Below are 16,927 nucleotides of genomic sequence, written 5' to 3'. Positions count from 1 at the left end.
ATCTTCGGCAAATTGCCCGCCATAACAATACCCGTCGGCCAGCATCAGCGGATCGACATGGGCCCTCACTTTTTTCAGGCGTATGCCTACCTGTCACAAAGCTCGTGCAGAGTTATCTGTGCGCACTACCCGCTTGCCAGGAGTCTTACGACATGAGGCCAGAAATCGCTGTGCTGGATATACAGGGTCAGTATCGGGTTTACACGGAGTTCTATCGCGCGGATGCTGCTGAAAAGACCATCATCCTGGTCAACGGCTCCATGGCCACCACCGCATCTTTCGCCCAAACCGTGAAAAGCCTACACCCGCAATTCAACGTGGTTCTGTACGACCAGCCCTACGCCGGTCGCTCCAAAGCCCACAACCGCCACGAGCAAATGCTGACGAAAGAAGTCGAAGGCCAGATCCTCCTGGAACTCATCGACCATTTCGCCGCAGAGCATGTGTTGTCCTTCTCCTGGGGCGGAGCCGCCACCCTCGTCGCCCTCGCCCAGCGCCCCCGCCGGGTAGAAAAGGCCGTGATCAGCTCGTTCTCCCCAGTGATCAACACTCCCATGCACGACTACCTGGAACGCGGCGTCGGCTACCTCGGCAACCTCGACCGCCACAGCGTCGGCAACCTCGTCAACAGCACCATCGGCAAACACCTGCCCAGCCTGTTCAAACGCTTCAACTACCGCCACGTCAGCACCCTGGCCGAACACGAATACGGGCAAATGCACTACCACATGAGCCACGTCCTCAACAGCGACCGCCTGTGCTACCTCAAGTCCGCCAAACAGATCAACATTCCGGTGTTGTTCCTCAATGGGGAATGGGACGAGTACACCAGCGCGCAGGATGCGAAGTTGTTCTCGCAGCACATTGCCAACAGCAGCTTCGGCACCATCCAGGCCACCGGGCATTTTCTGGATATGGAGCACAAGGCGGCGTGCAATGACAGTCGCCTGGCGTTGATGAGCTTCCTCAAACCGGAGCAGCAACCGAGTCGACTTCGGTATCACCAGGGCCAGACACACCATGCGTTTGCCATTTGAACGTGGAGCGAACTGGCTCGCGATGATCACCAACGATACCGCGCGCTTGCTGAATAAGCGCAGCGATATTGGGTGCATCGTGAGCAAGCTCGCCCCTACAAACGGCCTGCCCGACGGCCCTGCGACAAATCGTAAACTGCACATTCCCCAAAGAAAAACTTCAAATCCACGCGCACATCTGGTACAAAGTCAGCCGCTCTGAGCGGGTGTCGTATAATGGTATTACTCCAGCTTCCCAAGCTGATCACGCGGGTTCGATTCCCGCCACCCGCTCCACTTAGTTTTTTGGTCTCGCGTCAGGATGATTTTGACGAGAGATGTATATACATAAAAAAACCGGCTCTTGGTGGCCGGTTTTTTTATGGGTGGAATTTGGAAGCTTGAGTTTTTGACGTTGTCAGTGACGGGTAAATAAATCCGTCCCCTTTTCCAACTATATCGGGGGGCACTTAAGGTCATTTCACTTTGATCGCTTGGAGTCTGACGGGCTTCCAGCCGACCCGGGCGATCGACAATGACAGCAGTTGGAAACCGATGATCAGCACCACGCAGCCGGTCCAGCCCCAATGTCCCCAGATGATCGCCGGAGCAATGGCGCCGAAGCTGCCGCCCAGGTAATAGCAGGTCAGGTAAACCCCCACAGCGCCAGCCTTGTTCTGTCGTGCGGTAGCAGTGGTGAATGCGCTGGCGGCGGCCTGGGCGAGGAACACCCCGGTGGAACTCAGGGCCAGGCCCAATACGATGCTCCACAGGGAAGGCAACAAGGTGAGGACCGAGCCGCTGATGCCGAGCACTGCAGCAACCGTCAGCAATTCGGATTGCGGGCGAGATTTGCTCAGGCGGCCAGCGATGGGGATCACCACCAGTGCCAGCAGGAACACCATGTAAATGGTGCCCAGCGCCGCAGGGCCCAGGTTGAACGGCGGTTGGCTGAGGTACAGGCCGGCGTAGGTAAACGTCGCCACTTGGGAGAACAGCACGCAAAAGCCTACGGCGTAGGCGGCCAATAGCGGCTTGGTGAAGATGCCTACACGGGTGGCCGCAACTCGCACGGCTCGGGTCGGATTGGCCGGTAACAGGAACTGGATAAAGCCGCCCACCACCAGGCTCAGCACCGCCAGCAGTTCGAAGGCTTCGCGCCAGCCTACATACTCGGTCATCACCCCGGTCACGAAGCGCCCGGCAAAACCACCCAGCACGGTCCCGGCCACGTAGAGGCTGGTGACTTCGGTAACGGTGCCGCCGCTCCAGCGGTCGCCGATGTAGGCGACGCTGGTGGCGAATACCACCGGGATCAACATCCCCTCGATAAACCGCCACACCAGCAATTCGGCAAAGCTATCGACATAGGCCGTCATCAGCGACGGCACCGCCAACAGCAACGCTGCGACGACGATCACTGTACGTTGCTCAAACCTACCGGTGAAGCGGCTGACAAACGGTGCGGTAATTGCCACGGCCAAGGTGGTAACGGTAATGCTCCAGCCAGCCTCTTTGGCGCTCACCTGAAAATCCAATGCAAAGCTCTGGAGAATGCTCTGGGTTGCATAGAGGTTGAGAAAAGCCGCGCAGCCACACAGGAACAAGGCAAGACGGGCACAATGCAGGCGCGGTTTCATGAAACCTCTCGTATTATTTTGAGAAGACTTTATAAAATGCGCGACGCGATGAAGACCAATACCGATTTCAGACCGATCAATACCCAGGGGCCAGGATGCTCGACCTACGCAAGCTGCGTTACTTTCTGACCGTCGCCGAAGAATTGCACTTCGGTCGCGCCGCCCTGCGCCTGCACCTGGCCCAGCCGCCGTTGACCCGACAGATTTCGGCACTGGAGACTGAACTGGGTTTTCGTCTATTTGATCGCACCAGCCGCACGGTTTCCCTTACCGCTCAGGGTCGCTCCTTCTTGCCTTATGCCCGCGCTGTCCTGGAGCAGGTCGACCTGGCCGAAGTCATCGCCGGCAAGCTGGCCGCAGGTTCCGCCGGGCAATTGGCGCTGGGTTACGTCAGTTCGATCGCCCTCTCGGACTTGTTCAGCCAGACCATCCAGGCCTTTGCCCTACGCTTTCCCGATGTACAGTTGACGCTGGTGGAGTGCGCGTCCGGTAGCATGGGCTCGCAAATAACCGACGGTCGTCTGGATATCGGCCTGAGCCGGTTATTGCCGCAAAGCGGGCAAACCGAGGTACAGGCGCTGTCTCTTGGTGAGGAGTCGCTGGTTGCCGCCGTCTCCAGCGACAACCCGCTGGCCAGCCAGGCACAGATCAGCCTGACGCAACTCAGCACGTACCCGTTGATTCTGTTCCCCGACGATTACGGCTCGGGGCTTAACCAGTCCATCGAACAACTCTACCGACGCAATGGTTTGCCGCTGCGCCCAGGCCCGTCTGGGCGGCAAATCACCTCTATCATTGCCTTGGTGGCCGCCGGACAAGGGGTCGCGCTGGTGCCTGAGTGCACCCAAAGCTTGATGAACAAAGGTGTGACCTATCGGCCACTGACAGATCCTGATGCTTGCGCGCAACTGCTAGTGCTTACGCGCATGCAAGGGCGCAGCCTGTTGGTCGAGGCGTTCATGACGGTGATTGATGAAGTGTTACTGGCGCGCCAACACGTCTGAGCCGCCTGCAAAAACTCGCAATAACTCTCTCCAGCGGCGTCCCCGCACACTCTTACACCGCATACACCGCCCACGGAAACATCGGTTATCGACCGTTGGTAGGTAGAGTGTTGATAATTCATTAATAGTGGTTATAGTCACCACTAACACACCACAAGGAGGTGATGTGGACAGCCGATATTTGATAGGTCATATCGTCGCGGACGGCTGGCACCTGGTGCGAATCAGAGGTAGTCATCACCATTTCAAGCATCCAACGAAGCCTGGACTGGTAACGATTCCTCATCCCAAGAAAGACCTGCTGGACAAGACCGCGAAGAGCATTTTGAAACAAGCTCTGCTCAGTTAAACCGTCCCTGGAGAACAACGAATATGCTGTACCCGATTGCAATTTCAACCGGTGACCAAGACCACGCCTGGGGCGTTGAAGTCCCGGACATCCCTGGCTGCTTCTCCGCCGGCGATGATCTGGACGACGCCATGGCCATGGCCCGGGAAGCCATCGAAGGCCACTTCGAGATCCTCGCGGAGGACGGCTCGCCGATTCCCAATGCACAGAAGGTGACCCTGCACGCAGCCAACCCGCAGTACGCCGGCTGCACCTGGGCGGTGGTGGACATTGATGTCACCAAGTACCTGGGCAAGGCGCAGAAGCTCAACATCACCCTGCCCGGTTATCTGCTGAACCGTATTGATGAATACGTGCTGCACCACCCCGAAGAAAAAAGCCGCTCGGGCTTTCTCGCTTCAGCGGCACTCAAAGTGTTGCAACAAGACCGGTGAATGCAGTTAAGCAAACTCTAAATGCAGCGGCGGGCTCAGGCCGCAATGATCGTCAGTCGTTCAAACGCTGAATCAGGAACAACCGCAATGCTCTCTCCAAACCAACGTAGTTCAGGACCTGTAATCAGGAAGGTAGTGGGCTTGGTGGTGCTGCTCCCACTGTTGCTGACGTTGGTAAAACTGCCGTTTTTCCTGGCTATAGCCATGAGCCTGACTGCTATCGCATCGTCCTTTTATGGCTGCTGGTTTGCCGTACGTAATGCTGGCCGGTGGCTGGCGGCTTTCGCTGGGGCAATGGCCTTACTCAACCTTATCTCGTTGATTGCCATGGGCACGCCCTCGGTACTCAAAGGTCTCTATTACATTGCCTGGCTCTACTGGTACCCCATTTACTCCAACTGGGTTTACTGGAACTTTTAAACCTTTCGCGAATTTAACCGCAAGAAACGTAGTTTCCCCATGGGCTCGCAAATCTACAGTGGCGTCGTACCCTTTCACACCTGCCCAGTAAGGAGTCAGCCCATGTCCTATGAATACACACTCATGCCTTCTCCCGTCGGCCAACTGACCCTTGTCGCCCGCAGCGGGAAACTCGCCGCCATCCTGTGGGAAAACGAACGTGCCAATCGCGTACGCCTGGGCCCGTTACAGGAGGCCAACGACAGCCCGGTGTTGCTGGAAGCGCAGCGGCAGTTGAAGGAATACTTCGCCGGTACCCGTAACCATTTCGAGCTGGAACTGGACTTCGCCGGCACTGACTTTCAGAAAAAAGTCTGGCAGGCCTTGCTGACCATCCCCTTCGGCGAAACCCGCAGCTACAGCCAGATCGCCTTGCAGATCGGCAATCCAAAAGCCGTGCGTGCAGTGGGCGCGGCCAATGGCCGAAATCCAATCTCGATTGTTGCGCCGTGCCATCGTGTGATTGGCGCATCCGGGGGGCTGACAGGATTTGCCGGTGGGCTTGAAGCCAAGCAATATTTGCTGAGCCTTGAGGGGGAAGATCAAACGGAAATCGCCGTCTGATCCCAACCTGATAGGCGTCAGCCCACAGCAGTTTCGCCAGGGTGCCCAGTGCTAGCGGATGTAGTCGGCGCAAGCAAAGGCCCGCGTACAAAAGCCTGATAGTCGAACAGCGGCGAGAAGCCGAGCTTGCGGTAGAGCGGCAGGCCTTGAGTCGACGCTTCGAGGAAACACCAGCGCGCACCCAGGATCGCAGCATGTGCCAGCGCAGCGTTGATCAACTGCGTCGCGTAGCCTTTGCCACGACAATCGACCTCAGTGCCAATATCGTTCAGTCGGGCCAGCTCATCGCACATCGACAGGGTCAGTGAGCAGACGGTCCTTCCCTGCACAGACAGGATGAAGTGGTAGAGAAACTTGCCACTGTCGATGGCAACCTGATGCCGGGCCTGATAATGGGCCATGCCTTCGGCTGGCATCCCGAACGCGCTGGCCACTGGGCCGGACCAGTCATTGAGGTTGTGGGTCTGGTTGATGTGCAGATGGCTGTCCATGGTTGATGTCGATGTAAACACCGATAAATCCAGAACCATGGCCGTGCTGCTTTCGGCAGCAATAAAGTCCAGCCCCGCTAGGGTGCTGTGCAGCGCCTGGACCTTGTCCTGATGAATCACCATCCGTATTGGCAACGCAGTCGTGCGGATCAGTTCCAGAGAAGCGGCCACGGCATCACCGGGATGGGAACTGCCTACCCGGATAAACAACAGGTTCCATTCATTGATGTATTCGTCGGAAAAATAGACGCTCACACAGGCATTGAGGCGCCGGTGCAACGGGCAGGTCGAGGTGAAATAATAGTCTTCGGTCTGGTGGTAGAGCGCGATGACGGTGGAGTCGACTGTCGTATCCATGGGCAAGTCCGGCAAAAGCCCAGTCTTGCGGCCACGCCGTCACTGCACCGTAAGCACTCTCCGAAAATTCCTGGAGAAAAACGCCAAGGTCTACTTATCCGCCTTCGAGTCCTGCATTTTTACCGATGATTTGCTGCCACTGGTGTTGTCCTGGGTTTCGTTGTTCGAACTGTCAAAACAACCTTGCAGGGCAAACACACAGCAGGCCAGACACACGCTACGGATGATGTTCATGATTGCGCTTCCTGTAGAGGGATTGAAGCAGTAGTGACCATCGACGAAAGCAACACTGTCAGCCTCGACAGTAGCTGCACACCGCCGTTTTTCATTTCAGCGTCAATAACGATGCCGCAGCAATCAACCTGCGCCTCGGCGGCTCTTGCCATAGGTCGAAGCCAGCGCCCGGGCTTTTTCCAGGCGAGTTTCCAGCGTGGGCAGGGTCTCATCGACCAGGGCCTTTATTTCCGGAACATCGGACGCCGCGCCTTCCTGCTTGAACAGAGCGATGGCGTCTTCATTGGCCTTGACCTGCTGGGCGGTGTAGGCAGCGTCGAAGGAGTCGCCATCCTTGAGTTCGGGCATCAGGGTTTCGGCCTTGTCGACGATCTTGTCCCGAGGCGCCACCGGCAAGTCGAGCTTCTTGGCGATTGCCGCCAGGTGCTGATTGGCCAGGGTACGTTCGTTGATGACCTCGATGGTGTAATCCTTGATTTCCTTGGACGAGGTCTTGGCGTGGGCCATGCGACTGGTTTCGATATCGGCCATACCCTTGGCCGAAGCCTGCTCGATGAAATCGGCAGGCGACTGGGCGAAAGCATTGCTGGCGCCGAGGCCCAGCAGCATCGCGAAACTGGCGGTGCGTAACCGGATAGCCATGCGGCTCATGATGAGTTCCTCCAGGTAATAATAAGTGCCGGGGAACGAGCCCCGCCTTGAATCTGAATTTTCAGGGCGGCAAAGGTTTAGAAAAAACTTTTCGGTGCGACGAACGGTCATCAAACCTGTGGCGTCATCACCTCGCTTCGACGCGCCCTCTTGACGCCGTACATGGCCTCATCGGCATGTTTGAACAACGGTTTTTCCTCGGTGCCGTGCTCCGGGTACAGGGCAACGCCGATGCTCGCTTGAATGGTCAGGCAGTGGCCTTCCAGGTTCAACGCAGGTAGCAACGAACGCTCCACATTGGCTGCGACGACAGCCGCGTCTTCAGGTCGTTGGACGCTGTCCAGCAGGATCACAAATTCATCGCCGCCGATCCGCGCCACGGTGTCGGTTTCCCGGACACAAGCCGTTAGGCGATGAGCGACTTCCTGCAGCAACAAGTCACCAATGCCGTGGCCAAACGTGTCATTGACCTGTTTGAAGTGATCAAGGTCGACATACAACAGCGCCAGGCGGCCGCCTTCCCGGCGGGCACGGGCCAGAGCGCTGTGCAGGCGTTCATGGAGCAAGGCGCGATTGGGCAGGAGGGTCAGTTGGTCGTATTGCGCCATGTGTTGCAAGCGAGCCAACAACAACTTGCGCTCGATGGCCGCCGTGACCTGAGCGCAGACGTATTGCAGCAGTTCCTGGTCCTGTTTAGTGTAGCGGGCATCCCCTGGCGCGCTTTTGACGAGCAACACGCCGACGGTCCCGGTCAGGGCGTTAAGGGGCACACCCAGCCAGCATGTCGTCTCATGACCGCTGAACGCCTTCAGGACGTCCTTCAGAGCCCCATGGTTGCCGGGTGTCAGCAACAGCGGCTGGCCACTGCGGATCACTTCGGCGCAGATACTGCCCGTAGCGGTGCCAGGCAGTTGTGGCTGCGGTTCACGGTCATCGACGTGATAGGGAAAGCTCAACTCATCCTCAACCTCGTTGTACAAGGCCACGGAAAAATTCGAGGCGGGCAACCATTCACCGAGAATCTGGTGGATGCGCTTGAACAGGGTCAGCAAGTCCTCGGCACCATGGGCCGCTTCGGAAATGGCATACAGCGCCGCCTGTTTGGATTGCGCCAGCTTGCGCTCAGTGACGTCACGGGCGACGGCGATGCGCAGTTGATCAACTTCGGACCAACGCGCCGACCACATGATGTACACCACTGAACCGTCCTTGCGCACATAGCGGTTCTCGAAGCTGGGCTTGGCCTGGCCGGCCATGATCTCGCGCGCAGCCTCCAGGGTGCGCGCCCGATCGGCGGGATACACCAGTTCGATCATCGACCGTCCCACAAGCTCTTCGGGGGTATAGCCGAAAATGCGCTCACAGGCCGCACTGACAAATACGAAGCGACCGTCCACATCGACCGCACAAACGGCGTCCAGCAGCAGGTCGATGTAACTGGCTAGCGGTGCAGCGTTTCTGGTTTCCATCAAGATAGGGGAACCGTGCGATGCCAGCGTTGAAAAAATCCATGGGCCGGTCAGGCGTCTGCGGTGCCGACCCGTGAAGCGGTTGTTCCGTGCAACGCCCTTACGTCTTGTTGCCCAACAGGCCCGGCAACGCGTGAGCCAGGGCGTTGACGGCAAAACCGATAAACATCACGCCGCACAAACGGGTGATCATCACCTCATGGCGCTGGTACACCGCGCGTACCTGGCGGGCACCGACAATGCCAATGAGGATAGCGTAAGCGACGAGGCCGCCGACAAAACTCAGCAAGATCAGCCACGGCAGCATCGACCAGGTGAGCAACTCTGCGCGGCTGGAGAGCAGCGCGGTAAAAGTCGCCACGGCCACCGGGTAGGCCTTGGGGTTAGTCAGGCCGAACAGAATGCCGTGCCAGAACGGTTGCCGCGCCGCGCCTTGGGGCGTTTCCTCGCTGCTGCGACGGGTGCGGATGGCGCGCACACCCAGCCAGAACAGATAGAGAGCGCTAAGCACGCCCAACACATCAAAGGCGCTGCTGCCGATTTCCCGCGCACCAACGATGGCGATCAACGCGGTGCTGCACCACACCACGTCACCCAGCAAGTGCCCACATAAAAACCCGGCACCGGCGCGACGGCCACGGGCCGCACCAATGCCGAACACTGCCAGCACGCCGGGGCCTGGGGTGATGCCATAAATAAAGCCCGAGGCGATAACAGCAAACAGCAACGATGGGGTCATGGGTAACATGCTCTGACAAAAAAAGGTGGCCGGTTGATTCTGCACAATCTGCAAGGCACTGCAATGTTAGTCAGGGTAAAACTTCATTCCCCGTACCTGCTCATTCAACCACTGCAACGCCGTATCCCCGCCCCGCCGCTTGTGCCAGGCCAGCACAAACTCGAAGGATGGTATGTGGAACGGCGGCGGCACCACCAGAAGCTTTTGCTGATCGATAGTAAGCAAGCCACGAGACGACACGGTGAGAATCAGGTCCGTACCCTCGATCAACTGCGGCGCAACACTCCAGTGAGGCAAGCTGATGGCGACATGCCGACGTTCGCGGATGGCGGTCAGTGCCCGTTCAATTTCCGGGGTACCGCTGCCGCGCATTTCCAGCAGCACATGGGGGCGTGCCAGGTAGGTGGGCAAGTCGAGCACGCCGTCTTCCGGCAGGCTATTGCGGTCCACCAGACAGGCGTAATGCTCTTCGAACAAAGGCGTGCTGCGCAGTTCAGCAGGCAAGTCGGGAAAGACCCCGGCCGCCAGGTCGATCTCTCCGTTGAGCACGCCGTCCAACATACCTTCGCGGCTGGCATGGATGATCAACAGGTCGATGCCGGGCGCTGCCCGACGCAAGGTGCGCACCAACCCCGGCAGCAGGATCGCTGCGCCGTAGTCCGACATGGCCAGACGAAAGGTGCGCTTAGCCGAGGCCGGGTCAAAAAGGTTCGGTGCCAGCAGCGATTGCACCTGGGCCAGCGCTTCGGCCAAAGGCGCGGCCAACTCAAGGGCGCGGGCGGTGGGCACCAGGCCGCCACCCTGACGCACCAGTAGCGGGTCTCCCAGCACTTCGCGCAACCGCGCCAGCGCGTGGCTTACCGCTGGCTGGCTCAGGTGCAGGCGTTCGGCGGCACGGGTCACGTGTTGCTCGCTGAGCAAGGCGTCGAGGATCACCAGCAGGTTGAGGTCGATGCGACGAAGACTATTCATTACGTGCATGATCTGCATAAGAACTTGGAATTTAAATTTGCGCGACGAATAGTTTAGAGTCCAGTGAAACCTTTGGGAGAATCTTCATGACGACGTTGCATTGGCTGGGTTTGTTGCTGTTGGCGGTGATTGCCGGGGCGGTGGTGCCGTTTCAAAGCGCGATCAATGCCAACCTGGGACGTGGGCTGGGGCATCCATTATGGGCGACGCTGGCATCGCTGCTGGTCAGCATCGCCGTGCTGCTGCCGGTGATCCTGGCCCTGCGCTTGCCGTTGCCCAGCCTGGGCTTCATCACCAAGGCACCGCTGTGGATGTGGACCGGTGGCGCGTTCGGCGTATGTTTTATTTCCCTGGCGCTGATGCTGTTGCCCAAGCTGGGCGCATCTGGATTTATCGCCCTGGCAATGGCCGGGCAAATCCTCGCCTCGTTGCTGCTGGATCACTTTGGCCTGTTCGGTTTGGTGGAGCGGCAACTGACAGCGCCCCGGTTAATCGGGGTGCTGATGTTGCTGGGTGGGGTGGCGTTGATTCAGTTCAGCGCAGTGCCGGTTAAAGCGTTGGCAGCCGCTTGATGAGGCATCTGCCGACCATGGTGCAGCAAGGTTTCACCGGCATTTGCAGCATCAGGCGCGCTCAGCGGCCAGGCGATTGATGTCCTTGGGTTCGATCACCGCTTGTGGCGCGCCATGGCGAACAACCGACAACATCGCCCGACCCACGGTCTCGGTGCTCACCACCCAGGCCGGGCGCACGCGGCGAATCAGCGACAGCAATGGGCCAATCACGTTGTAGACCGATTGGTAGAGCGGGGTTTTCGAACGCACGCCATGCAACGGCTGAATGATCCCCGGACGAAACAGATACACCGCCTTGAACGGCAGGCGCAGCAAGGCATTCTCGGTCTTGCCCTTGATCCGCCCCCACATCACCTTGCCTGTCTCGCTGCTATCGGTGCCGGCACCGGACACGTAGACAAAGGTCATGTGTGGATTGAGCCGGGCCAGGGTGCTGGCAGCTACCAGGGTCAGATCATAGGTCTGGCGCGTGTAGGTGGCTTCGTCCATACCCACGGAAGACACCCCCAGGCAAAACAGACAAGCATCAAAGCCTTGCAGCAGATGCTCAAGGGGCTGGAAGTCGAACATATCGGCATGCAGCACTTGATGCAGCTTGCCGTGTTCCTGGATCAGCGACGTACGGCCGACCGCCACCACTTCCTGCACGTCGCTGGCCAACAAGCATTCACGCAATACGCCCTGGCCGACCATACCGGTGGCACCGAATAACAGAACTCTCATAAGGGTGGTTCCTTAGCGACAAGCGGTAAGCTTCAAGCTGCAAGTTAGAAGCAGTAAGAGACAAAAAACCGATCAACTTGTAGCGTGCGATTTGAAGCTTACCGCCAAAAGGAATTTTTGCCCCTTGAAAAGCACCACTACCCTGGCAATCGCTCGCAGCGCGGCCTTCCTGTCTTTATGGTTGGTTCAGCACTTGGGGCGTGTCGGTGATGGCACGGGGGATGGCGTTGGTGATGTGCGGCAGCACGATGATGTTGCTGGACAGTCTGTTCGCCAGCCTGCTGGCGAGTCAGCAGGCTTGGCCGTTGGCGGTACTTTACGTAGTGCTGGCCGCAGGCGCAGCGGTAAACCACACGCGTCAAGCCTCAAGTAAAGCAACCACTTGAAGCTTGCAGCTTGAAACTGCCTCTATCAAAACGCGCTACGGAAAATCTCTTCAATCTGGCGCTGATCCGCACGCCGTGGGTTGGTCAGGCCGCAGGCGTCCTTGAGGGCATTGGTGGCCAACAGCGGGATGTCCTGCAACTTGGCCCCTAGCTCGCGCAGGCCAGCGGGAATATCCACGTCCCGGGACAAGCTGCGAATGGCGGCAATAGCGGCCTGGGCGCCCTCTTCCGGGGTGGTGCCCTTGAGGTCGGCACCGAGGGCGCGACCGACATCGCTCAAGCGCTGGGCACTGACGCTGGCGTTGAAGACTTGCACATGGGGCAGCAGCACCGCATTGCACACGCCGTGAGGCAAGTCGTACAGACCGCCCAACTGGTGGGCCATGGCGTGGACGAAGCCAAGGGATGCGTTGTTGAAGGCCATGCCCGCGAGGAACTGCGCATAGGCCATGTTTTCCCGCGCGGCCATGTCGCTGCCATCACGTACGGCCAGCCGCAGGTTGGCGCTGATCAGTTCGATGGCCTTGATCGCGCAGGCGTCGGTGATCGGCGTTGCGGCAGTGGAGACGTAGGCTTCAATGGCGTGGGTCAGCGCGTCCATGCCGGTGGCGGCAGTCAAGTCCTTGGGCATGGCGACCATCAGCGCCGGGTCGTTGACCGACAGCAGCGGTGTGACGTTGCGGTCAACGATGGCCATTTTTATGTGGCGGGTTTCGTCGGTGATGATGCAAAAACGGGTCATTTCGCTGGCGGTGCCGGCAGTGGTGTTGATGGCTACCAGTGGCAGTTGCGGCTTGCTCGACTGATCGACGCCTTCGTAATCGCCGATGTGCCCGCCGTTGGTGGCGCACAGGGCAATACCCTTGGCGCAGTCATGGGGCGAGCCACCGCCCAGCGAAACCACAAAATCACACTTGCTCAGTTGCAGCAGCGCCAGGCCTTTTTCAACATTGTCGACATTAGGGTTGGGCTTGGCGCCGTCGTAGATCACCGAGTCGATGTCCTGCATCGCCAGCTTCTCGGCGATCATGATGGCCACGCCCGCCTTGGCAAGGCCGGCGTCGGTGACGATCAGCGCTTTGCGAAAACCGTAGTTACGGATGGCGGCCATGGCTTCGTCGAGGCAGTCGATGCCCATGATGTTGACGGCGGGGATGAAGAAAGTACTGCTCATGGCGAATCCTCTTGAGGCGGTGACGAGGGTGTCAATACCTACAGCATCAACCGCGCCCACCTGCGACATCTTGACCGGGATCAACGCCTGCCCGTGATAAAGTCACCGTCCAGCCGTTTTTGAGTAGACCCGCCGCAATGAAGGATTCCCAGGATTTTGACGTCCAGCTTGAAGACTGGAACGCCCTGCGCAGCACCACCGCCTTCACCGGGATTCTGATCGGCAACGGCGCCAGTCGCGCGGTGTGGGAAGATTTCGCCTACGACTCGCTGTTCGAAAACGCCCGCACAGTGGAAGAAAAGCCCCTAAGCCAGTCCGAACTGAGCGTGTTCGACGCAATGCAGACCCGTAGTTTCGAGCAGGTGCTGGGCGCGCTGAAAACCACCAGCCGGGTCAACAAGGCCCTGGCGGTCAGCTCCGCCGCGCCGCGCAATCGTTACTATGCGATCAAGGAAGCGTTGATCAACACCATCCATGGCGTACACATTCCGTGGCGCCTGGTGCAGCCGTCGACGCTGGCGAAAATCAACCAGGAACTGGCCAGTTATCAAACGGTGTTTGCCAGCAATTACGATTTGCTCAACTACTGGGCAATCCTGCAAACCCCGGGCATCGACGACCTGTTTCGCAGCGCAGATGCCAGCTTCGACCTGCGCAATACCGCCACCGACGCTACACGCATTCTGTACCTGCACGGCGGCCTGCATCTGGTGCGCAACCTCGATGGCACGGCACGCAAATTGCCGTCCACCGACAGCACCTTGCTCAGCAGTTTTGCTATCAACAATACGATCAAGACCCTGGACGATGTGCCGCTGTTTGTCAGCGAGGGCAAGGTTGAGGACAAGCTCAAGACCATCCGCAGTTCGGATTACCTGTCGTTTTGCTACGAGCAGTTGTTGAGCCATACCGGCGCGCTGTGCATCTTCGGTCATCACCTGGGCCAGCAGGACTCACATCTGGTGCAGGCGATCCGACAGTCGAAGGTCAAGACCCTGGCGATTTCGGTGTTTGGCCGCAGCGCAGGGTTTATCCAGCAGCAGAAGCGGCGTTATGCAGAGCTGTTTGAGGGGATGGCGGTGGAGCTGCGGTTTTTTGATGCGCGCACGCATGCGCTTGGCGATCCGGCACTGTCGGTGCCGGTCGAGCGCTGATCGGATCATTCTTCGATACTGTGAACCACCACCAACAACTGCGCCTGAACGTCCCCCACCGACCTGATTCGGTGGGGCTTTTGCGCATTGAAATGCAGCGCATCGCCACGTTCCAGAATCACTCGTTCAGTCATGAAGTCCACTTCAACCCGGCCTTCATGAACAAACAGAAACTCCTCCCCCAGATGCTCCTTGAAGGTCTTGTCGGAAAACTCCGCCGGCGGATAAATGATGAACGGCAACAGGCTACGCTCGCTGACCTGATGGGCCAACACCGCGTAACCGGGGGACGCCTCGGTGCCGGACAGCGGCTGACGTTCGTGGCTGCGCACCAGGCTGTAGCTGTCGAGGCTGACGTTGTCTTCGCTGAACAGCTCCTCGACCTTCACGTTCAAGGCCTTGGCCAGTTTCAGGGCAGCGGCAATCGACGGGGTGTTGAGGCCGCGCTCGACTTTGGACAGGTAACTTTTGGTCATCCCCGTTTTTTCGGCCAGGGTCTCCAGGGTTACACCCAGTTTTTTTCTAAGTAATTTCAAACGGATAGACATGCGCAGCGATTAATCCAGCCAGGAGACGATGATTATTACTTGTCTATGACACAATGTGTCATGTAGCATCTTTAGTGTCATTTGCACAAACCCAACGACCTTGCGAGCAGCGGGAACCAGCAAATCGACGTCCATTGAACCACCCAAAGGACACCGATATGGCCAAGACATTAGCACTCCCCAAAGAGCAACTGGTCAAGCAAGCGCTGAGTCAGATGCAAAATACCCTGGCGGATAATACGTGGACCGACCGGCAAAAGCTGGCCCTGACCTGCCGTATTCTCTTCGAGAACGGCCACGATTCGGGACTGGCCGGGCAGATTACTGCCCGTGGTCCGCAACCCCGCACCTACTACACCCAGCAACTGGGCTTGGGCTTTGATGAAATCACCGCCAGCAACCTGCTGCTGGTCAACGAAGACCTTGAAGTCCTCGAAGGCCACGGCATGCCCAACCCGGCCAACCGCTTTCACAGTTGGGTTTACCGTGGCCGGCCGGATGTGAACTGCATCATCCACACCCACCCGACCCACATCGCCGCACTATCGATGATGGAAGTACCGCTGCAGGTTTCCCACATGGACCTCTGCCCGCTGTACGAAGATTGCGCGTTTCTTGAAGCCTGGCCCGGCGTGCCGGTGGGCAACGAAGAAGGCGAAATCATCACCACGGCGCTGGGGGACAAGCGCGCCATCCTGCTGTCCCATCACGGCCAATTGTCCACCGGTACAACCATCGAAGAGGCCTGCGTCATTGCGCAGTTGATCGAACGGGCGGCCAAGTTGCAGTTGCTGGCCATGGCCGCCGGCACCGTTAAGCCGATCCTGCCGGAACTGGGACGCGAAGCCCATGACTGGATCTCCAAGCCAAAGCGCCACGGTGCTGCGTTCAACTACTACGCTCGACAGAATCTGCGTCAACACGCCGACTGCCTGAACTGAAGCCCTTTTCGACCGGAGATTTTCCATGTCCAGCCCAACTATTCACGGCATCATCGGCTACACCATCACCCCGTTCAGCGCAGGCGGCGAGCGCATTGACCTCGACGCCCTGGGCCGCTCCATCGACCGCTTGATTGACAGCGGCGTGCATGCCATCGCGCCGTTGGGTAGCACTGGCGAAGGCGCCTACTTGAGCGATGCAGAGTGGGATGAAGTCAGCGCCTACAGCATTCAAAAGGTCGCCAAACGGGTACCGACCATCGTCAGCGTCTCCGACCTGACCACCGCCAAGGCTGTGCGTCGTGCGCGTTTTGCCGAAAGTCATGGCGCCGATGTGGTGATGGTGTTGCCCGCCTCTTACTGGAAGCTCAGCGAAGCGGAAATCCTCGCCCACTACCGCGCCATCGGCGACAGCATCGGCGTGCCGATCATGCTCTACAACAACCCGGCCACCAGCGGCACCGATATGTCGGTGGAGTTGATCCTGCGCATCGTCAAGGCTGTCGACAATGTGACCATGGTCAAGGAAAGCACCGGTGATATTCAGCGCATGCACCAGTTGCAACGCCTCGGTAACGGCCAGGTGCCGTTCTACAACGGCTGCAATCCACTGGCACTGGAAGCCTTTGCGGCGGGTGCCAAAGGTTGGTGCACCGCGGCACCGAACCTGATCCCACAACTCAATCTCGATTTGTACCAAGCGGTACTGGCCAATGACCTGAGCAAGGCGCGGGAACTGTTTTATCGGCAGTTGCCATTGCTGGACTTCATCCTCAAAGGTGGATTGCCGGCAACGATCAAGGCGGGGCTGCGGCTGACCGGGTTGGAAGCGGGTGACCCAAGGTTGCCGGTATTTGCGTTGGGTGAAGCAGGTGTCGATCAGTTGCAGGGGTTGTTGGCAACGCTCAAATAAACCAACGATCGCTCCTACGCTCTGCATGGGAGCGATCTTCTCAGGTGAGGCTGTGTATTTTCCTGGAGACAAATAACAATAATTCTCGATATCATTCGCGACCTTGCTGCACTGCGCTTCGTCAAGAAGGATAT

General features: G+C 58.5%; 22 protein-coding genes and 1 tRNA gene. 13 read left to right on the top strand and 10 right to left on the bottom strand.

Translation table 11 applies throughout. From position 1 onward, the window contains the following. Positions 1 to 152 precede the first annotated feature (152 nt). From ACZRJ6_RS12330 to ACZRJ6_RS12320, 3 genes are all read left to right on the top strand, one after another. The gene (locus tag ACZRJ6_RS12330; protein WP_463968328.1) at positions 153 to 1,037 is read left to right on the top strand and encodes an alpha/beta fold hydrolase; all 885 of its coding nucleotides are present in this window, start codon (positions 153 to 155) and stop codon (positions 1,035 to 1,037) included. Further along, on the top strand, positions 1,021 to 1,239 hold the full coding sequence (locus ACZRJ6_RS12325) for a hypothetical protein (RefSeq protein ID WP_463968327.1): 219 nt from the start codon (positions 1,021 to 1,023) through the stop codon (positions 1,237 to 1,239). Before ACZRJ6_RS12330 ends, ACZRJ6_RS12325 begins: the two co-directional genes overlap by 17 nt. Then, positions 1,240 to 1,313 (top strand) — tRNA-Gly (locus ACZRJ6_RS12320). A gap of 179 nt (positions 1,314 to 1,492) precedes the next feature. Here ACZRJ6_RS12320 and ACZRJ6_RS12315 read toward each other — a convergent pair. Beyond that, positions 1,493 to 2,656 (bottom strand): MFS transporter, encoded by a 1,164-nt coding sequence (locus ACZRJ6_RS12315; protein ID WP_463968326.1) that lies wholly within the window; start codon positions 2,654 to 2,656, stop codon positions 1,493 to 1,495. Between the two features lie 95 nt (positions 2,657 to 2,751). Between ACZRJ6_RS12315 and ACZRJ6_RS12310 the strand changes: the two genes are divergently transcribed. The 5 genes from ACZRJ6_RS12310 (at position 2,752) to ACZRJ6_RS12290 (ending at position 5,466) form a co-directional block, all read left to right on the top strand. Continuing rightward, positions 2,752 to 3,660, top strand: a complete 909-nt coding sequence (locus tag ACZRJ6_RS12310; protein WP_463968325.1) for a LysR family transcriptional regulator — start codon at positions 2,752 to 2,754, stop codon at positions 3,658 to 3,660. Positions 3,661 to 3,826: 166 nt separating this feature from the next. Continuing rightward, positions 3,827 to 4,009 carry a type II toxin-antitoxin system HicA family toxin gene (locus tag ACZRJ6_RS12305; protein WP_177028570.1) on the top strand — a complete coding sequence of 61 codons (183 nt, stop codon included), beginning with the start codon at positions 3,827 to 3,829 and terminating at the stop codon, positions 4,007 to 4,009. 23 nt (positions 4,010 to 4,032) lie between these two features. Next, positions 4,033 to 4,443 (top strand): type II toxin-antitoxin system HicB family antitoxin, encoded by a 411-nt coding sequence (locus tag ACZRJ6_RS12300; protein ID WP_133099288.1) that lies wholly within the window; start codon positions 4,033 to 4,035, stop codon positions 4,441 to 4,443. Positions 4,444 to 4,488: 45 nt separating this feature from the next. Beyond that, positions 4,489 to 4,863 (top strand): hypothetical protein, encoded by a 375-nt coding sequence (locus ACZRJ6_RS12295; protein ID WP_463968324.1) that lies wholly within the window; start codon positions 4,489 to 4,491, stop codon positions 4,861 to 4,863. A 102-nt stretch (positions 4,864 to 4,965) separates the two neighbouring features. Further along, positions 4,966 to 5,466, top strand: a complete 501-nt coding sequence (locus tag ACZRJ6_RS12290) for a methylated-DNA--[protein]-cysteine S-methyltransferase (protein WP_463968323.1) — start codon at positions 4,966 to 4,968, stop codon at positions 5,464 to 5,466. A gap of 17 nt (positions 5,467 to 5,483) precedes the next feature. On the opposite strand, the gene ACZRJ6_RS12285 is transcribed toward ACZRJ6_RS12290, so the two are convergent. From ACZRJ6_RS12285 to ACZRJ6_RS12260, 6 genes are all read right to left on the bottom strand, one after another. Continuing rightward, positions 5,484 to 6,314 carry a GNAT family N-acetyltransferase gene (locus ACZRJ6_RS12285; protein ID WP_463968322.1) on the bottom strand — a complete coding sequence of 277 codons (831 nt, stop codon included), beginning with the start codon at positions 6,312 to 6,314 and terminating at the stop codon, positions 5,484 to 5,486. Between the two features lie 90 nt (positions 6,315 to 6,404). Beyond that, positions 6,405 to 6,548 (bottom strand): hypothetical protein, encoded by a 144-nt coding sequence (locus ACZRJ6_RS12280; protein ID WP_178114527.1) that lies wholly within the window; start codon positions 6,546 to 6,548, stop codon positions 6,405 to 6,407. 123 nt (positions 6,549 to 6,671) lie between these two features. Next, complete coding sequence (locus ACZRJ6_RS12275; RefSeq protein WP_463968321.1) at positions 6,672 to 7,199, bottom strand: DUF4142 domain-containing protein; 528 nt, start codon at positions 7,197 to 7,199, stop codon at positions 6,672 to 6,674. Positions 7,200 to 7,309: 110 nt separating this feature from the next. Then, positions 7,310 to 8,668, bottom strand: a complete 1,359-nt coding sequence (locus ACZRJ6_RS12270; protein ID WP_463968320.1) for a sensor domain-containing protein — start codon at positions 8,666 to 8,668, stop codon at positions 7,310 to 7,312. Between the two features lie 100 nt (positions 8,669 to 8,768). Next, complete coding sequence (locus ACZRJ6_RS12265; protein WP_463968319.1) at positions 8,769 to 9,407, bottom strand: LysE family translocator; 639 nt, start codon at positions 9,405 to 9,407, stop codon at positions 8,769 to 8,771. Between the two features lie 66 nt (positions 9,408 to 9,473). Then, entirely contained in the window at positions 9,474 to 10,388 is a 915-nt protein-coding gene (locus ACZRJ6_RS12260) for a LysR family transcriptional regulator (protein ID WP_463968318.1), read from the bottom strand. Between the two features lie 77 nt (positions 10,389 to 10,465). On the opposite strand from ACZRJ6_RS12260, the gene ACZRJ6_RS12255 reads away from it, so the two are divergent. Next, the gene (locus ACZRJ6_RS12255) at positions 10,466 to 10,951 is read left to right on the top strand and encodes a DMT family transporter (RefSeq protein WP_133099295.1); all 486 of its coding nucleotides are present in this window, start codon (positions 10,466 to 10,468) and stop codon (positions 10,949 to 10,951) included. Between the two features lie 51 nt (positions 10,952 to 11,002). Here ACZRJ6_RS12255 and ACZRJ6_RS12250 read toward each other — a convergent pair whose 3' ends face one another. Further along, a complete protein-coding gene (locus ACZRJ6_RS12250; protein ID WP_463968317.1) occupies positions 11,003 to 11,677 on the bottom strand; it encodes an NAD-dependent epimerase/dehydratase family protein in 675 nt (224 codons plus the stop codon). 221 nt (positions 11,678 to 11,898) lie between these two features. Between ACZRJ6_RS12250 and ACZRJ6_RS12245 the strand changes: the two genes are divergently transcribed. Next, positions 11,899 to 12,063, top strand: a complete 165-nt coding sequence (locus tag ACZRJ6_RS12245; RefSeq protein WP_463968316.1) for a hypothetical protein — start codon at positions 11,899 to 11,901, stop codon at positions 12,061 to 12,063. 25 nt (positions 12,064 to 12,088) lie between these two features. On the opposite strand, the gene yiaY is transcribed toward ACZRJ6_RS12245, so the two are convergent. After that, a complete protein-coding gene (gene yiaY, locus ACZRJ6_RS12240) occupies positions 12,089 to 13,237 on the bottom strand; it encodes an L-threonine dehydrogenase (protein WP_463968315.1) in 1,149 nt (382 codons plus the stop codon). A 137-nt stretch (positions 13,238 to 13,374) separates the two neighbouring features. Here yiaY and ACZRJ6_RS12235 point away from each other — a divergent pair, with 137 nt between their 5' ends. Further along, complete coding sequence (locus ACZRJ6_RS12235) at positions 13,375 to 14,391, top strand: DUF4917 family protein (protein ID WP_463968314.1); 1,017 nt, start codon at positions 13,375 to 13,377, stop codon at positions 14,389 to 14,391. A gap of 5 nt (positions 14,392 to 14,396) precedes the next feature. Here the strand turns inward: ACZRJ6_RS12235 and ACZRJ6_RS12230 are convergent, their stop codons facing one another. Continuing rightward, on the bottom strand, positions 14,397 to 14,939 hold the full coding sequence (locus ACZRJ6_RS12230; protein WP_463968313.1) for a helix-turn-helix domain-containing protein: 543 nt from the start codon (positions 14,937 to 14,939) through the stop codon (positions 14,397 to 14,399). A gap of 158 nt (positions 14,940 to 15,097) precedes the next feature. On the opposite strand from ACZRJ6_RS12230, the gene ACZRJ6_RS12225 reads away from it, so the two are divergent. Together ACZRJ6_RS12225 and ACZRJ6_RS12220 are read left to right on the top strand one after the other, a co-directional pair. Next, on the top strand, positions 15,098 to 15,880 hold the full coding sequence (locus ACZRJ6_RS12225) for an aldolase (RefSeq protein ID WP_463968312.1): 783 nt from the start codon (positions 15,098 to 15,100) through the stop codon (positions 15,878 to 15,880). 25 nt (positions 15,881 to 15,905) lie between these two features. Continuing rightward, on the top strand, positions 15,906 to 16,793 hold the full coding sequence (locus ACZRJ6_RS12220) for a dihydrodipicolinate synthase family protein (protein WP_463968311.1): 888 nt from the start codon (positions 15,906 to 15,908) through the stop codon (positions 16,791 to 16,793). Positions 16,794 to 16,927: the final 134 nt, after the last annotated feature.

It is taken from the genome of Pseudomonas sp. C321, from assembly GCF_055407105.1.
The sequence above is the reverse complement of the archived record's forward strand: the minus strand, read 5'-3'. Positions and strand labels throughout refer to the sequence as shown.

Coding starts and splice junctions, on each gene's coding strand:
- ACZRJ6_RS12330 (WP_463968328.1), top strand. CDS start 153: ATGAGGCCAGAAATCGCTGTGCTGGATATACAGGGTCAGTATCGGGTT.
- ACZRJ6_RS12325 (WP_463968327.1), top strand. CDS start 1,021: ATGCGTTTGCCATTTGAACGTGGAGCGAACTGGCTCGCGATGATCACC.
- ACZRJ6_RS12315 (WP_463968326.1), bottom strand. CDS start 2,656: ATGAAACCGCGCCTGCATTGTGCCCGTCTTGCCTTGTTCCTGTGTGGC.
- ACZRJ6_RS12310 (WP_463968325.1), top strand. CDS start 2,752: ATGCTCGACCTACGCAAGCTGCGTTACTTTCTGACCGTCGCCGAAGAA.
- ACZRJ6_RS12300 (WP_133099288.1), top strand. CDS start 4,033: ATGCTGTACCCGATTGCAATTTCAACCGGTGACCAAGACCACGCCTGG.
- ACZRJ6_RS12295 (WP_463968324.1), top strand. CDS start 4,489: ATGATCGTCAGTCGTTCAAACGCTGAATCAGGAACAACCGCAATGCTC.
- ACZRJ6_RS12290 (WP_463968323.1), top strand. CDS start 4,966: ATGTCCTATGAATACACACTCATGCCTTCTCCCGTCGGCCAACTGACC.
- ACZRJ6_RS12285 (WP_463968322.1), bottom strand. CDS start 6,314: ATGGATACGACAGTCGACTCCACCGTCATCGCGCTCTACCACCAGACC.
- ACZRJ6_RS12280 (WP_178114527.1), bottom strand. CDS start 6,548: ATGAACATCATCCGTAGCGTGTGTCTGGCCTGCTGTGTGTTTGCCCTG.
- ACZRJ6_RS12275 (WP_463968321.1), bottom strand. CDS start 7,199: ATGAGCCGCATGGCTATCCGGTTACGCACCGCCAGTTTCGCGATGCTG.
- ACZRJ6_RS12270 (WP_463968320.1), bottom strand. CDS start 8,668: ATGGAAACCAGAAACGCTGCACCGCTAGCCAGTTACATCGACCTGCTG.
- ACZRJ6_RS12265 (WP_463968319.1), bottom strand. CDS start 9,407: ATGACCCCATCGTTGCTGTTTGCTGTTATCGCCTCGGGCTTTATTTAT.
- ACZRJ6_RS12260 (WP_463968318.1), bottom strand. CDS start 10,388: ATGCACGTAATGAATAGTCTTCGTCGCATCGACCTCAACCTGCTGGTG.
- ACZRJ6_RS12255 (WP_133099295.1), top strand. CDS start 10,466: ATGACGACGTTGCATTGGCTGGGTTTGTTGCTGTTGGCGGTGATTGCC.
- ACZRJ6_RS12250 (WP_463968317.1), bottom strand. CDS start 11,677: ATGAGAGTTCTGTTATTCGGTGCCACCGGTATGGTCGGCCAGGGCGTA.
- ACZRJ6_RS12245 (WP_463968316.1), top strand. CDS start 11,899: ATGGCGTTGGTGATGTGCGGCAGCACGATGATGTTGCTGGACAGTCTG.
- yiaY (WP_463968315.1), bottom strand. CDS start 13,237: ATGAGCAGTACTTTCTTCATCCCCGCCGTCAACATCATGGGCATCGAC.
- ACZRJ6_RS12235 (WP_463968314.1), top strand. CDS start 13,375: ATGAAGGATTCCCAGGATTTTGACGTCCAGCTTGAAGACTGGAACGCC.
- ACZRJ6_RS12230 (WP_463968313.1), bottom strand. CDS start 14,939: ATGTCTATCCGTTTGAAATTACTTAGAAAAAAACTGGGTGTAACCCTG.
- ACZRJ6_RS12225 (WP_463968312.1), top strand. CDS start 15,098: ATGGCCAAGACATTAGCACTCCCCAAAGAGCAACTGGTCAAGCAAGCG.
- ACZRJ6_RS12220 (WP_463968311.1), top strand. CDS start 15,906: ATGTCCAGCCCAACTATTCACGGCATCATCGGCTACACCATCACCCCG.